The following is a 14032-nucleotide window of genomic DNA, read 5'->3' on the forward strand; positions in this document are numbered from 1 at the left end:
GCAAATCCCTTACCTGTATTTGTAGCCATTGCTTGATCCTCTTTTAGAATTTCTAATTAACTTTATACTCACCCTTAAAGAGCGATTCATCTTCCAAAAAGAGTATATTTCAATACGTCGGAAGTACCTTGCGAGTGTAGGTTATAGTATTCAGTGCGTAGGCGTAGCCCGTCGTAGACATCGCTTTCCAATTACCTCAGCCTTATTCAATCTCGTTTTTCCTTTACTGGTACGCAAAAAATAAGATCCCTGACTTATTAAATAAGTCGGGGATCTGCGGGTTCCAATTCTCACCAATCAAATAGAATTGCTATACTGCTAAAGAATTAGATTTGAAACTCAGAAATAAGCAAGTCGTAAGCAGCAAGTTGGAGTTTTACTGGCTCTACACATCAGGGCAAACGCATCTAAAGTATAAGAATCCTTTAATAGCAAGGGTTTTGGCGTTTTTTAATTTAGCCTATTTTTTCATCAAGATCCTTGCCCAGCAAGGGTTTCAGAAATCCCGTGCGTTCGCCCTGCTCTACACATCTAAGAGGATATTTTATTAGTCAACATATAAATCAGGAGATAGGACAGACAAGGGAAAAAATTCTACCTCATCTCCCCACTCCCTATTTTCATTAGAATTTAGTCAAGCGGTTTATTTTCATCACATTGACGTGAATACTGGAATTCCAAATCATTTTGCCGTTCCCTACCTCCTCTATACACAACCGGACAAAACTTAGTGTTAGCGCTCATACAATCCATGTGTGGAGTTTTAGCACAGACTACGAGTAGTCCACCCAGAACAAATAACAAACCACAAATTGCAAGCGTATTAACCCAAGAAATTTCCAGCGCTCCATGAACTACTATTTCTCGTAGTAGGGATACAATTGTTACCTCAACTGCTACTCCCACAGAGATACTATGTTCTTGCAAGTAGACCATTAATAGCCGAAATAACTCGACTAAAATTAACACAAATAGTATTTTTGCAGTCACGTGTTTATAGTCTAGTGGCTGCGTGATGGCGATCGCTATCCCCCATAATTGGATCAGCATGACGGCGAATAAACCTAAACACAAGACAATCACAATTAAGTCTTGAAAGGCTTCCATGTTGCGAACAATTGAGTGCCGATCAAGCCAGCGATCGCTAAATAAAAATCGACTTTTCTGGCGCTTTTGCATGTACATTTTTCCAATCGGGACAAGTTCAGACAACACCAGCGAGTCAGCCCAATAGTTTTATGTTATGCAATATTAAGCGTTTGCGCCTCAGCGAGGTTTGTAATTTAAATTTTGTGCTTGTTGCAACAATTGCTCGGCATTTTTCGCCCACTGAGGATTCTTCTGAGTATTATATAAATCTCTAGCAAATTGCAATACTTGTACTGCATCCCCATATTGCTGTAACTGCATAAAAACTAACCCTGCACCATAATAAGCATTGGGATAGTTAGAGTTAGCTTCGGCTGATTTTCTAAAAGCCTCTAATGCTTCTTGTAACTTGTTTTGCTGAAACCAAATTGAACCGAGATTGTAGTAAGCTTCTGGATATTTCGGATTAATTTTTACTGCCTGATTAAAGGCATCCCTTGCTTGAGCGAGTTTGCCTTGTTGAAGATAACACATCCCTATATGGTAAGGAGGCTCCGGTGCATTTTTGCTATATTCTATGGCTTTTTTAAAAGATGCGATCGCTTTCTCACAATCTCCTTGTTGCTCTCTTACTAACCCAAAATTATAGTGGGCAAATCCCAATTTTGGATCGAGTTCTAACGCTCGTTGCAAATAATCGTTAGCTAACTGTAAATTATTGCCTTCTAATAGCGCACCACCTAAATTAGCAAAAGCTGGAGCAAATTTCGGATCGGCTTGCGTTGCTCGATAAAATGCGTCCGCGGAGGGTTGTAATTGTCCTGTTTGTCGGTATGCTAGCCCTAAATTATAGTACGCTGGTGCTAATGTTGGATCTAACTTGGCTGCTTGTTTAAAGGCTGCGATCGCATCTTTTACTTTGCCCGCCTGAATTGCCTGTAAACCTTGGTTTAGCCAGTCTATGGCTGTTTTCCCATTAGATTGTGCCAGCTTTGAAGGGACAGACCCAGAGAGAGAAAGAGAAGGGGAGGGAATGCTAACAACCAACAAAGTCAAACTGACTAACCCTGCTATGGGATATTTAGAAAATGATAATCTCATTGATTTTCTGATTCGCAACACTTTCAGTTAAATTTACTTCATAAAAAGTTATTTACAAAAATTTTAGATTCGCTATTAATCTTTACTAAGATTAACTTTTATTAAGCTAAATCTTACGACAGGCTACAATTTTTTTAACTTTCGATTAAAAGAAGGATAATAACAAATTAAAGAAGGGGTAATTTTGACTCCAGAGAACAATTTTTTTCAAATAGAATTCAGGAGTCAGGAGCCAGAATTCAGAATTCAGAATGAATTTTGTACGACTGGTGGATGAATAAATCGGTTTAAGACGTTCGCAGACTCGCTAATGTCAAGATTTATGAATCCTGTTAGCGGATAGCTAAGGTTTAGCCCATTCAGAATAGCTGGATTCTTCTTCAACCCTTGATATATACAGAATCATGCGGTTATAAAAGACTTACCGCAAGGAGGATTTTATGAACGAAAAAGTAAAATCGGGTTCGCGGAATGTTGCAATTGTCGGGCCTTATTTAAGTGGAAAAACCACTTTACTAGAAAGCTTGTTATTTGTCACAGGGGCAATTTCTCGTAAAGGCAGCGTTAAAGACAGCAATACAGTAGGAGATAGTTCTGCCGAGTCGCGCGATCGCCACATGAGTGTAGAAGTCAGCGCCGCTAGCACTGAGTATAACGGCATTTGCTTCACTTTTATTGACTGTCCGGGAAGCGTAGAATTTGCCCAAGAAACGTACAATGCTTTAATCGGAGTGGATGCGGCAATTGTAGTTTGCGAACCCATCCGCGATCGCGTCCTCACCCTCGCCCCTCTATTTAAATTCCTCGACGATTGGGAAATTCCCCACCTCGTCTTCGTCAACAAAATGGATCGGGCAAATATTCACGTTTTAGAAACGTTACACGCCCTCAAAGCAGTATCTAGCCGTCCCCTGGTAGCGCATCAATATCCCATCATGAACGGGGAACAACTCACCGGCTTTATCGATATGGTGAGCGAACAGGCATATAAATATCATCCAGGCGCACCTGCTGACCCCATTCCCTTCCCCGAAAATTTAAAAGAAGAAGAACATGAAGCACGGGCAGAAATGCTTGAAGCTTTAGCAAATTTTGACGATCATTTACTTGAAGAACTTTTAGAAGATATCGAACCACCCCAAGAGGAAATCCTCAAAGATTTAAAAATGGAATTAGGGGCAGATTTAGTAGTCCCCGTTTTCTTTGGTGTGGCAGAACAAGATTATGGTGTTAGACCTCTATTAGAAGCTTTGTTACGGGAAGCACCCGAACCAGAAACTACAGCAGAACGTCGCTTAAAAAACTTAAAAGGTGATACACCTTTAGCACAGGTATTAAAAACTTACTACACTCCCCAAGGCGGCAAACTCTCTCTCGTGCGTGTTTGGCGGGGTAAATTAACTGATGGCATTGTCCTCAATGGCATTCGTACTGGTGGAATTTACCGCCTCATGGGACAACAACAGCAGTTTGTTAACCAAGCTAATGCTGGTGAAATTGTTGCATTGAGCCGTTTAGAAGGAATCAAAACAGGCGATACAATCTCTATAGAACAACAGTCTGCAATAGAATTACCCAAAGCTACACAGTTAGAACCTGTGTATGCCCTCGCCATTACACCAGAAAAGCGTAACGATGAAGTGAAACTCAGCAGTGCCATTACCAAGTTATTAGAAGAAGACTGTTCACTTGCTTGGGAACAACACGGCGATACTCACGAAGTAATTCTGTGGGGTCAAGGTGAGATTCATTTACAAGTTACCTTAGACAGACTGCGCCGCAAATATAACTTGCCGATGACAACCCATTTACCGCAAGTGCCTTACAAAGAAACCATCCGCAAAACGGTGGCTTCAGTTCATGGACGCTACAAGCACCAAAGCGGTGGTCATGGACAGTTTGGTGATGTTTTTCTCGATATCAAACCCCTACCACGCGGTACAGGTTTCAACTTTAATGAAACCATTGTCGGCGGCGTGGTTCCCAAACAGTACATTCCTGGGGTGGAAATGGGCGTGCGGGAATTTCTTACACATGGGCCTTTGGGCTTCCCAATAGTGGATTTGGCGGTAACTTTGACTAATGGTTCGTATCACAATGTTGACAGTTCCGAACAAGCCTTTAAGCAAGCTGCGCGATTAGCAATGCAAACGGGGATACCCCAAGCAGAACCTACCCTGTTAGAACCAATTCTGCGGGTGGAAGTGACTACACCGAGCGAATTTACCTCCAAGGTGCTGCAACTGTTGAGTGGTAGACGGGGGCAAATTTTAGGCTATGAAGGCAGAAACGATTGGCAAGGCTGGGATAATGTTTCGGCATACTTACCACAAGCAGAGATGCAAAACTTTATTGTAGAACTGCGATCGCTCACTCTCGGCGTTGGTTCCTTCCACTGGGAATATGACCATCTCCAGGAAGTGCCGGAAAAACTTGCTGAACGCGTCATTCACAGCAATGGCAATAGTGGTAATGGCAACGGTAAGTAATTTTGGATTTCTCTAAAATCAATGCCCTGCACTTAAAGGTGCAGGGATATTTGTTAGTGAATATTTAATACACTTTGAACGTGCTGTTTAAATGTTAATTCTTGTGTACTCCAATATTCTCGGAATGCTCGTATTTTTTCCAATTTTATTGCTTTTCCAAATGCAGGAAAATGAATAGGACAAACAAATACTTTGTCGTTTTCTGGAGGATTATCCCAGTTATCAGTCATCCAAACTACTTGAACAAGACGATAAATATTAAATTCATCTTCAGGATTTTTATCAGGATAAAGCTGGTTATTCAGCATTTGAACAATGTGCGTTACTTTGCCACGTTGTCTTAAAATAATCAGTTCACCTTCTTCTGGAGTCTTGGCATTTATTTTGTCTCTACCTCTTAAATTTCTCCAATGTAAAGCAAAAATTTTTAAGCCTGGATGTATAGTAGGTATTCTGTAATCAGGATAAGCCCAAGATTCACCATTTAAAGGTTTTACGTTTTTAGTCCAAATTAATCCATTTAAATCCATAACTATTTTTCAATCTTGTTGTAATAGACAAGCTACAGTTATAGTTTTCCCTAAAATATCGCTAAAGCAACAAAAAGTTGTTTTTGCACATATCATAAATAAAAAGTTTGACAGTCCAAGATTATTTCTTGCTAGGATAGTTAGATATTGGCTTTTGCAAGCTAAAACATGAAATTTTAATGGTGAGTAATGGTAACACTTCAATTGCGACAATTAAGTGTTCCACCGGGACATAGAGTAATACTCCACGATGTTAGCTGGCAAGAATTTGAGGCGATTTTAGAAGAACTTGGCGACCATCGAGCCACTCGGTTGGCTTACAGCCACGGAACTTTGGAGATGAGAATGCCATTACCGAAGCATGAAAAAGCCAAAGTCATCATTGGGGATTTGGTGAAAATTCTGCTGGAGGAGTTAGAGATTGACTGTGAGACATTTGGCTCAACCACCTTTAAACGTGAAGATATGGCTTTTGGTGTAGAGCCTGATGATTCTTTCTACATTCAAAATCATGCTCAAATGATTGGTAAAGAACGAATAGATTTAACAGTTGATCCGCCACCTGATTTAGCAATTGAAGTTGATGTTACTTCTAAAACTCAACTTGATGCTTACGAAGCATTGGGAGTTCCTGAACTGTGGCGATATGAAAATAGTAAGCTACAAATTAATATTCTTCAGGATGGCAAATATATTGAGTCGGAAATTAGTTCTACTTTTCCCAACTTGCCCATTGTTGAAGTAATTCCCCGGTTTGTCGAACAGAGTCAAACTTTAGGTAGAAGTCCAACGCTTAGAGTATTTAGGCAATGGGTAAAAGAGGAAATTACTCAAACTTAACGTAACGACTGCTCTTTTAACAACTCACTCACCCAAGCCAAATAAACTTCTCCAAGGGGCGGAATTGGTTCACCACTATAATCTATAACCAAATCAAATCCGGCGCGATCGTATACGCCGTGTATTAATGCTTGTAAGTCTAATAATGGTTCTGTATCACCCTGACGTAGAGGTAACAAAAAAGTGGGAATCTGCTCTTGTAGTCCAAATGGATATAATTCTGCTTTAGGGCGATATTCACTCCGACTTACCAAAATACGATAGTCTGACTTTATTTGATTACCTAAAATTGGCATGGGTTCGCCGCCACGCAACAAGTCTATTTCTATTAGATGAGTCAAGCTACCTAATACTTGCTGACGTTTACTTTCGTATGCCTTTCTTCCTTCACCAGTTCGCTTATTTTTTGGTGATAAAATTTCAATTACTGTGACAACTTCTCCGGTTGCTACTTCTCGAACTTCTAGGTATCCTTCTCGCACTTCTTCTAGAATAGGAAGATTGACAGTTATTGGTTTTGTAAGCGGTGCTGCGATCGCAATATTAGACGCTTCTTTTTCTGTGTTTGTTAAAGAACGTCCGACAACCACATCAGGAATACCAACTAGAATAGAATTTTCATCTGTCATTTGATATACTCGTTTCTCAACCGCTACTCGATATTTGGGTCGTAGTTGAGGAGCAATTACATCTGCGATCGCAATTATCAACCGACTGTGAACTTCAGCCCAGTATTCGGGATTTTCTAAGTAGGGGTTCATCCCTGGAAACGGTGAAGGCATAAGCTTGGTAAACAATATTCTTACTGTTTATCCTAACAATCTGGGCTGCCATGAAGATTAATGAGTTAAAAGGGGTATCAACCCAATACTGATCGGGTAAAGCATTTTTAACTCGGAATTGGGTTTGGGGAAAAGGTTAAAGGTTTTTTCTTTCCCCTTTTCCCCTTAACCGAGAAGTATTGGGTATCAACCTTCTCAATGACAAAAGAGTTCCGCCCACAATAAATGGGGCAAATACCTCAGTGCAAGCATCAAGCACTCAGTACTGAGTTTTAGGAATTAATTCTGCAAAATTTATAGCTTGCTGCCCTTGAGCGAAAGTTTCATAAAAGCATCTGGGAATTATGTGATTAAGTATATCCGTCTTAACCACACAGAAAAACTCATGGGCTTTATAATCTCTCTTCTAACTAGCCTGATTGGAATCCTCGTTTATCTCAATACAAGTAGGATCTCTGGCGAAAAGTCACGTTTAGCAATACGCACAATTACGATATTGATTAGCAGTATTGCAATACTAAATTCTATTTCTAGACTTTTGGTGATTGTCCCACCAGGCAATATTGGTGTAGTCAACTTATTTGGTGAGGTTTCCGAAAGCACTCTTAACCCTGGTGTCCACTTATTGAACCCCTTTAACAAAGTGTTGAATTTTTCCACTCGCATTAAGGATCTCAAGGAAAACATAGATGTAACAACCCAAGAAGGTTTGAGTTTAAATCTTGATGTCAGTCTTCAGTACAAACTCGATCCCCAGAAAGCAGCCACAGTATATAAAACCATTGGAACTGATGAAACACAACTGGTAATTTCCAGATTCCGCTCTACCGTTCGCGCTATCACTGCAAACTACCCAGCCAGTGCTATTTACTCTACCAAACGTCAAGAAATCGCCCAAAAAATTGACCAACAACTCACCCAGGAGATACCCACTTTGGGTTTCATCGTTGAGGAAGCTCTTTTACGAAACGTCAAAATGCCTGATATTCTACAAGTTGCAATTCAAAACAAACTCAAGACAGAGCAAGAAAACCAGCAAATGAAATTTGTTTTAGAGAAAGAACGTCAAGAGGCAGAACGAAAGCGTATTGAAGCTCAAGGCATAGCTGATTCTCAAAAAATTATCTCCGTTGGACTTACCAACCAAGTGCTACAATTACGAGCGATTGAAGCCACAGAAAAGCTAGCTCAATCAAATAATTCTAAAATTGTAATTATTGGTTCTGAAAAAGGTGGAGCGCCTATTTTGATCCAGCCAGAAGCAGGAACTTCAAGACCCTAAAATTTTCTGATTAGCGATCGCTGCGGCGTTGCTTCCTCCTACATATCTCTCTTTCGGCTTCCCTCCTTGCTACTGGCTGAATGATACAGTATGAGCGTTGCTAGAAACTGATGACTATGAGCGGCGAGATTGTCGAAAAACTCAAGGAAGCTAGTACTGGCTTGTTAATGATGAGCGAGTCGGATTACCCTTTCGAGGTTGTTCAATGGGAAGGTGCTGCACCTGCAACACAAGAGAAAATATTACAACTAACAGGTTCTCAAAACCTGCCAGTCGAAGTAGTAGAGTTGGACTATTTCTTTCGTAATTGTGCATTTGAGCAAGAGTGGCACAATGAATTACAGAAAAAAGATGTTAAAAGATTTCAAACACTTATGCAGGCACTAAAAGATAATCTTAGTGACATCAGCGTTTATCGTATTGGACAAATAAATATTGACGCTTATATCATCGGACAAACTCAAGACGGTGACTTAGCTGGAGTAGTAACAAAACTGGTTGAAACCTAGTAAAGAGAGCAGCGTTAATAATTCAAGGTTTGTAGTGAGGACTTTAGTCCTCTCTACGAGACGCTACGCGAACGCTACGAACTGATATCAATATTTTTACATTACTTAATCTAGTTTGATTTATTCCCACCGACTGACTTAAACAGTTTGGAAATTTATTTAAATAAAAGCCTAGCCATCTGTGCAGCTAGGCTTTCTCATTTATGAAATCATCCAAACTTATAAATTATCTACTTGCGCTTCTATGACAGACTGAATAGATGTTGAAACTTGCGAGAGAAAATTGTATCCAGTTAGAGATTCTAATGAGTCAACGCTAACCCGATAGTTTCTCCAATTCGCTGTCCGCACGCCTTGGGCGTTGGGAATATTGACAGCAATGACTCTCGTGCTGGTTGTCACGCCCGCAAGACCTGAACCAGGAGTATTCAATACAACAATAATTTTCCAAGTTCTGTTTGGGACTTGAACCCGTCCATTAGCTATTGTATAGAACGTTCCGTTAGAACCAGTACCACCCATCCCATATCCACCAGATATGATGTAAAGTTCTTTACCCTGTCCGACTAAAGTTCTGGCATAATCCTCTAAGTTTGCCCAAATTCCCTGATTGTTATCTGGGGCTTGAGCAATCATATTACTCATCAAAAAGGTGGCAGAATTATTAGTAACACTACTAGTTCTGTCAGCGCTAGGTGTCATGTGACCGCGATCAAACCCACTTCCGCTAAAATCGGTAGATTGAACTTGATAACACCCTGAAGGAAGTGTTGTATCAGCCCGAAAAGTATCTTGCCTTGGTGTGCTACCTAACCAACTACTATTTAACTGCCAAGATACCCAATTTGGTCTACCTATTGAGCAGTTATAACCAATTACATATTGTGGTTTTACCAGCAAGTAGTTATTTTGGCTAGAAGTTCCAGCGTTGCTAGGGTTGCCAAGAGTTAGGTGAACACTTACTGATGACTGGGCTGGTACAATCTGTGCTAACCCAATTATGAATAAAGCCACCGTTAAAAATGGCAGTAGAAACTTGAAAATCTTGATTTTTTTCACGTTTTTGTGCTTTTGATTACCAAAACAGTGTCCAAGTTCTTCGTTTCAATATCAAGTATTCAGTGATACAAAAAAAATATTTTTTAATGATAAATATGTAGTGACACAATAGCTAAAAATTTTTATTCGTAAGAGTTAACAATTAAAAAACCGGCTTTCATGATGAGTGATGGCTTAAAATTTTGCATCTCTACACCAATATTTATACATCTAATTAGCAATGCCAATCTTTTTTCTTAAAGAAAATTTTATTCACACCATAAATTAGGGCGATGCCTGCGATGGAAAGCTACGCACTCGATCGCCTTAATCTCTAATTTTATGGTTCACTGGCGGCTATTTAATTTCCTGAAAATTCTCAATTGTGAGATATATTTCTTCATCAGCTATCTGACTGTTGTAATCTATCTCAATTTTGGTTGGATACCCGAATTTAGGGCTGTAACTCACATTCAGGCTGTAGGCTTGACGGTTGATAGCATCTTGAATCACATTAAACAGCTTAGGAATTGTTTTGTAGTTTTGAAAGAATTCTGGATTAACTGCTTGACCTGTAGCTACAGAAGTGATGGAAGTTGTTTGACCATTACGGACTTCAATGACTACTGGCCCCCTAGCGTCTGGTATACAAAAGCATCCATTACTAAATGTATAGCGATAGTTGGAAATATTTTGCTGATTCCACAAATAGCGATTAAATTTTAATCGTCTTACATCCAAATTATTATTTTTAGTTGACGATTGTGCTATCTCTATGGGAGATTTTGACATTACTGGTAGGTTAAGACCGAAAGATAGCAATAATCCGGCACTGATAATTATAGGTAAACGCATATCAATTCATTTAATTTCAAAAGTGCTATATACATTAATTCATGTACTTGTTTAAATAGACTTTATCTTTTGATTAAAATCTATCTATACTTAACCAAGATCAAATAACAAATTTGAGGATTGCTTCCCAGCGCATTTATCGCTTGTAAATTAATTCTATGGAAAAATAATATTGCCTAGCTGTGGTAGAAATAATTTGACTTGAAATTTAGGATAAGTGATGCCTGCGGTGGTAAACTACGCAACGCACCAAAATAAAATCAAAAACTCTGAGTACATAAAATTTGACACTGTTAGAGCCAATGTCTAAATCATGTCCAAATGACCTTAGAAATTAACTTCGATGCGATCGCAGATGTACGAAAATCTTTTCTCTATGCTGTAAAATCTTTACTGTAAAAAACAGATTTTTTGTTTCAAGCATGAATGAATTACAAACTTGGTATATTGTCAAGCATTCTGCTGGTAATTGCGAAATCGTCCCCAGCGACAAAATTGGCGACGATAATTTAGAGATTAAAGAAACTATAGAACAGTGGGGGCCTTTTAGTTCGCAAGGAGAAGCGATCGCTCGGCGTGTTGGACTTATTAGGGCTGGAAAGTGCCAACCAGTTTAAGTTAGGAGTTAGAAATGATGGTTTTTATTCCTAAATCCTTACTACTCACTCCTAACTCCTAACTTTATTCTTAACTCTTCATTTTTCTGCTGTGGCTGTGCCCTTAGCAGCAATCTTTTTACCTATCACTTCCACTGCTTTAGCGAATTGTGGGTCTTGTAGGGTAGCGAGTTTATCGCGTTCATGGAGCCATAATTCCTGCATCTGCTCTTTGGTCAACTCTACCTTCACATCTGGATTAATACCTTTGTGATTAATATCCGTACCATTAGGGGTATAGTAATGAGCAATTGTTACCGCCAATCCTGAGCCATCTTCTAAGGGACGTACCGATTGCACGAGTCCCTTACCAAAGGTTTGAGTACCAACCAAAGTAGCACGCTTGTTGTCCTTCAAAGCCCCTGAAAGGATTTCACTCGCACTGGCTGAACCTTTATCTACCAGCACCACCAAAGGTTTATCCGTTAAGGCGCGTCCGTTTGCCTCTTCTTTTTCTGCCTCTCCTTGGCGTTCAACGGTGGAGACAATCTTACCTTTATTTATCCACATCCGGGCAATGTCTACACTGGAGAACAGTAAGCCACCAGGATTACCACGTAAATCCAGAATATATCCAGCTACCTTTTTGCTTTCTAAATCCTTGATAGCTGTTTGCATTTCTTTACCAGCATTAGCGCTGAACTGGTTCAGGCGAATGTAGCCAAGATTACCTGCTGGAGTTTGTTTTTGGGAATATTTAACTGGATGAATTTCAATCCGCGCCCGTTTGATGTCTAATTGTTTTACCTGACCGTCGCGCTGAATCGTTAGGCTAACTTGCGTTCCGGCTTCACCTCGAATTAGGGATACTGCTTGATTAGTATCCATCCCCTTGGTGCTTTTGTTGTCGATTTTGAGGATGACATCTTTTGCCAAAACACCAGCTTTAAATGCTGGTGTGTCTTCGATTGGCGCAATTACAACCAGTTGCTTAGTTTTTTCATCTTGACTGATAGTGATCCCAATCCCGATCAATTCTCCAGAAGTGTCCACTTGCATATTTTTGAATTCTGCTGGGTCCATAAACCGGGTGTATGGGTCTTCCAGCTTTTTCAGCATTTCCCGAATAGACTTATAAGCATCCTGGGGATTACTGTAGGACTTGCTTAAATACTCCTTACGAACAGCCTGCCAATCTACCTGATTGAAAGTACCGTCTACATATTGGCGTTGAACAATTTGCCAAACTTCATCTACTATTTCTTTGGGACTTGCTTTAAATAAAGCCTGACCTCGCGAGTGAATGCCAAGGCTAGTAACTGCGATCGTGGAGAGTGTCACCGCCGTAGCACCCAAAACAAGCCTACTTTTTGTAATCACCATAATGACAGCTGCGTCAGAGGGAAAATATATAGTCAGTATGCTCAATCTAACACAGGCTTCCACTGTACAGATCGAGTATGTATTCTTAATTTAAACAAAATACTTGACAATCCGGCGACCTTGGTCGTTATCAATACAAAAGTTTTAAGATTGGGGATTGGGCAAGAGGACTTGGGGACAAGGAGAATTGGGGACAAGGGGAAAGACTTGTTTCAAATTCTCACCTCTTGTCCCCTTGTCCCCTTGTCCCCCTGCCCCTTGTCCCCAAGTCCCTCTCTGCTCCCCTTAAGGTTCTACCCAGCGTTCATCTGCCTTAATGAGGTTAATTAGTTCCTCTACACCTTTGTCTTCTGGGACTTTTTTAATTTCTTCTCGGCCACGATATAAGGAAATGTAACCAGGTGTTTTTCCAACATAACCATAGTCGGCATCTGCCATTTCGCCGGGGCCGTTGACAATGCAACCCATAACTGCTATGTCTAACCCAGTCAGGTGTTTAGTGGCTTCCCGAACTTTGTGTAACACTTCTTCTAGATTAAACAAAGTACGCCCACAAGAAGGACAAGCGACGTATTCCACCATCGTTTTTCGCAATCCCAAAGCTTGGAGAATGCTGTAACAGACGGGAATCTCTTTTTCTGGTGCTTCTGTGAGTGAAACGCGAATTGTATCGCCAATGCCATCAGCAAGTAAGGTAGCAATACCAGCCGTAGATTTAATTCGTCCATATTCGCCATCACCAGCTTCGGTAACGCCTAAATGTAGCGGATAATCCATACCCAGTTCATCCATGCGCTTGGCAATCAGGCGATAGGCGGCTAGCATCACAGGTACTCGTGAAGCTTTCATGGAAATTACCAAGTTGCGGAAATCCAAGGATTCACAAATGCGAATGAATTCTATGGCAGATTCCACCATTCCTTCTGGGGTGTCACCGTAGGTAAATAGCATCCTCTCGGCGAGGGAACCGTGATTTACCCCAATTCGCATTGATTTACCTTGATCTCGCAAAGAAACTACTAAAGGTTCTAGAGTTTCGCGGATTTTATCGCCAATTTCGTCAAATTCGGATTGAGTATACTCGGTTCGATTGACGTTGGGCTTTTCAAAGACATACAACCCCGGATTAATCCGTACTTTTTCTATGTGCTTGGAGACTTCCAGTGCGATTTTTAGCCCATTATGATGGACATCAGCCACAACTGGCACGTCTTGGTAAGTTTTTATTAATTTTTGTTTAATTTCTGCTAAAGCTTTAGCATGAGCCATACTCGGCACTGTAACACGGACAATTTCGCAGCCAATTTCGTGCAGACGACGAATACCAGCTACGGAACCATCAATATCAAGGGTGTCTTCGTTAATCATTGACTGCACTACAACGGGGTAGCCACCGCCAATGGTGACATTTCCTACCTTTACGGGACGGGTTTTACGCCGCTTGATAGTCGTATCAAAGATAGGTTGACTTGATGCAGTATTTGAAGTATCTACTATGGGCAGAGTTTGCATAACCTGATCGGGTAAATTTACAGTAG

13 protein-coding genes are annotated in these 14032 nt (G+C 40.4%); 5 read left to right on the top strand and 8 right to left on the bottom strand.

The features are described 5' to 3' along the window. Positions 1-630: 630 nt before the first annotated feature. Entirely contained in the window at positions 631-1179 is a 549-nt protein-coding gene (locus tag FD724_RS10785) for a phosphate-starvation-inducible PsiE family protein (protein WP_179072624.1), read from the bottom strand. A gap of 87 nt (positions 1180-1266) precedes the next feature. Beyond that, positions 1267-2190: a lipopolysaccharide assembly protein LapB gene (locus tag FD724_RS10790; protein WP_179072625.1), complete on the bottom strand. Its 924-nt coding sequence runs from the start codon at positions 2188-2190 to the stop codon at positions 1267-1269. Between the two features lie 440 nt (positions 2191-2630). Between FD724_RS10790 and FD724_RS10795 the strand changes: the two genes are divergently transcribed. Further along, the gene (locus FD724_RS10795) at positions 2631-4679 is read left to right on the top strand and encodes an elongation factor G (RefSeq protein WP_179072626.1); all 2049 of its coding nucleotides are present in this window, start codon (positions 2631-2633) and stop codon (positions 4677-4679) included. A gap of 53 nt (positions 4680-4732) precedes the next feature. Here FD724_RS10795 and FD724_RS10800 read toward each other — a convergent pair whose 3' ends face one another. Continuing rightward, entirely contained in the window at positions 4733-5209 is a 477-nt protein-coding gene (locus FD724_RS10800) for a hypothetical protein (protein ID WP_179072627.1), read from the bottom strand. Positions 5210-5398: 189 nt separating this feature from the next. On the opposite strand from FD724_RS10800, the gene FD724_RS10805 reads away from it, so the two are divergent. Continuing rightward, positions 5399-6049 carry a Uma2 family endonuclease gene (locus tag FD724_RS10805; protein ID WP_179072628.1) on the top strand — a complete coding sequence of 217 codons (651 nt, stop codon included), beginning with the start codon at positions 5399-5401 and terminating at the stop codon, positions 6047-6049. Here the strand turns inward: FD724_RS10805 and FD724_RS10810 are convergent. Next, the gene (locus tag FD724_RS10810) at positions 6046-6831 is read right to left on the bottom strand and encodes a DUF4058 family protein (protein ID WP_179072629.1); all 786 of its coding nucleotides are present in this window, start codon (positions 6829-6831) and stop codon (positions 6046-6048) included. The two genes, FD724_RS10805 and FD724_RS10810, sit on opposite strands and share 4 nt — an antisense overlap. Before the next feature lie 385 nt (positions 6832-7216). Here FD724_RS10810 and FD724_RS10815 point away from each other — a divergent pair, with 385 nt between their 5' ends. Both FD724_RS10815 and FD724_RS10820 read left to right on the top strand, forming a co-directional pair. After that, complete coding sequence (locus FD724_RS10815) at positions 7217-8113, top strand: prohibitin family protein (protein ID WP_179075475.1); 897 nt, start codon at positions 7217-7219, stop codon at positions 8111-8113. Between the two features lie 116 nt (positions 8114-8229). After that, positions 8230-8622 carry a nuclease A inhibitor family protein gene (locus tag FD724_RS10820; RefSeq protein WP_179072630.1) on the top strand — a complete coding sequence of 131 codons (393 nt, stop codon included), beginning with the start codon at positions 8230-8232 and terminating at the stop codon, positions 8620-8622. Positions 8623-8841: 219 nt separating this feature from the next. On the opposite strand, the gene FD724_RS10825 is transcribed toward FD724_RS10820, so the two are convergent. Continuing rightward, positions 8842-9681 (bottom strand): DNA/RNA non-specific endonuclease, encoded by an 840-nt coding sequence (locus tag FD724_RS10825; RefSeq protein ID WP_179072631.1) that lies wholly within the window; start codon positions 9679-9681, stop codon positions 8842-8844. Positions 9682-10017: 336 nt separating this feature from the next. After that, positions 10018-10515: a DUF6174 domain-containing protein gene (locus tag FD724_RS10830; protein ID WP_114082578.1), complete on the bottom strand. Its 498-nt coding sequence runs from the start codon at positions 10513-10515 to the stop codon at positions 10018-10020. A 422-nt stretch (positions 10516-10937) separates the two neighbouring features. On the opposite strand from FD724_RS10830, the gene FD724_RS10835 reads away from it, so the two are divergent. Further along, a complete protein-coding gene (locus tag FD724_RS10835) occupies positions 10938-11132 on the top strand; it encodes a transposase (protein ID WP_179072632.1) in 195 nt (64 codons plus the stop codon). Positions 11133-11210: 78 nt separating this feature from the next. On the opposite strand, the gene ctpC is transcribed toward FD724_RS10835, so the two are convergent. Both ctpC and ispG read right to left on the bottom strand, forming a co-directional pair. Beyond that, positions 11211-12494 carry a carboxyl-terminal processing protease CtpC gene (ctpC, locus tag FD724_RS10840; RefSeq protein WP_114082576.1) on the bottom strand — a complete coding sequence of 428 codons (1284 nt, stop codon included), beginning with the start codon at positions 12492-12494 and terminating at the stop codon, positions 11211-11213. Positions 12495-12779: 285 nt separating this feature from the next. Further along, the gene (ispG, locus tag FD724_RS10845; RefSeq protein ID WP_179072633.1) at positions 12780-14006 is read right to left on the bottom strand and encodes a (E)-4-hydroxy-3-methylbut-2-enyl-diphosphate synthase; all 1227 of its coding nucleotides are present in this window, start codon (positions 14004-14006) and stop codon (positions 12780-12782) included. Between the last annotated feature and the right edge of the window lie 26 nt (positions 14007-14032).

Source organism: Nostoc sp. C057, from assembly GCF_013393925.1.
Classification (GTDB): Bacteria; Cyanobacteriota; Cyanobacteriia; order Cyanobacteriales; family Nostocaceae; genus Nostoc; species Nostoc muscorum_A.

Coding starts and splice junctions, on each gene's coding strand:
- FD724_RS10785 (WP_179072624.1), bottom strand. CDS start 1,179: ATGCAAAAGCGCCAGAAAAGTCGATTTTTATTTAGCGATCGCTGGCTT.
- FD724_RS10790 (WP_179072625.1), bottom strand. CDS start 2,190: ATGAGATTATCATTTTCTAAATATCCCATAGCAGGGTTAGTCAGTTTG.
- FD724_RS10795 (WP_179072626.1), top strand. CDS start 2,631: ATGAACGAAAAAGTAAAATCGGGTTCGCGGAATGTTGCAATTGTCGGG.
- FD724_RS10800 (WP_179072627.1), bottom strand. CDS start 5,209: ATGGATTTAAATGGATTAATTTGGACTAAAAACGTAAAACCTTTAAAT.
- FD724_RS10805 (WP_179072628.1), top strand. CDS start 5,399: ATGGTAACACTTCAATTGCGACAATTAAGTGTTCCACCGGGACATAGA.
- FD724_RS10810 (WP_179072629.1), bottom strand. CDS start 6,831: ATGCCTTCACCGTTTCCAGGGATGAACCCCTACTTAGAAAATCCCGAA.
- FD724_RS10815 (WP_179075475.1), top strand. CDS start 7,217: ATGGGCTTTATAATCTCTCTTCTAACTAGCCTGATTGGAATCCTCGTT.
- FD724_RS10820 (WP_179072630.1), top strand. CDS start 8,230: ATGAGCGGCGAGATTGTCGAAAAACTCAAGGAAGCTAGTACTGGCTTG.
- FD724_RS10830 (WP_114082578.1), bottom strand. CDS start 10,515: ATGCGTTTACCTATAATTATCAGTGCCGGATTATTGCTATCTTTCGGT.
- FD724_RS10835 (WP_179072632.1), top strand. CDS start 10,938: ATGAATGAATTACAAACTTGGTATATTGTCAAGCATTCTGCTGGTAAT.
- ctpC (WP_114082576.1), bottom strand. CDS start 12,494: ATGGTGATTACAAAAAGTAGGCTTGTTTTGGGTGCTACGGCGGTGACA.
- ispG (WP_179072633.1), bottom strand. CDS start 14,006: ATGCAAACTCTGCCCATAGTAGATACTTCAAATACTGCATCAAGTCAA.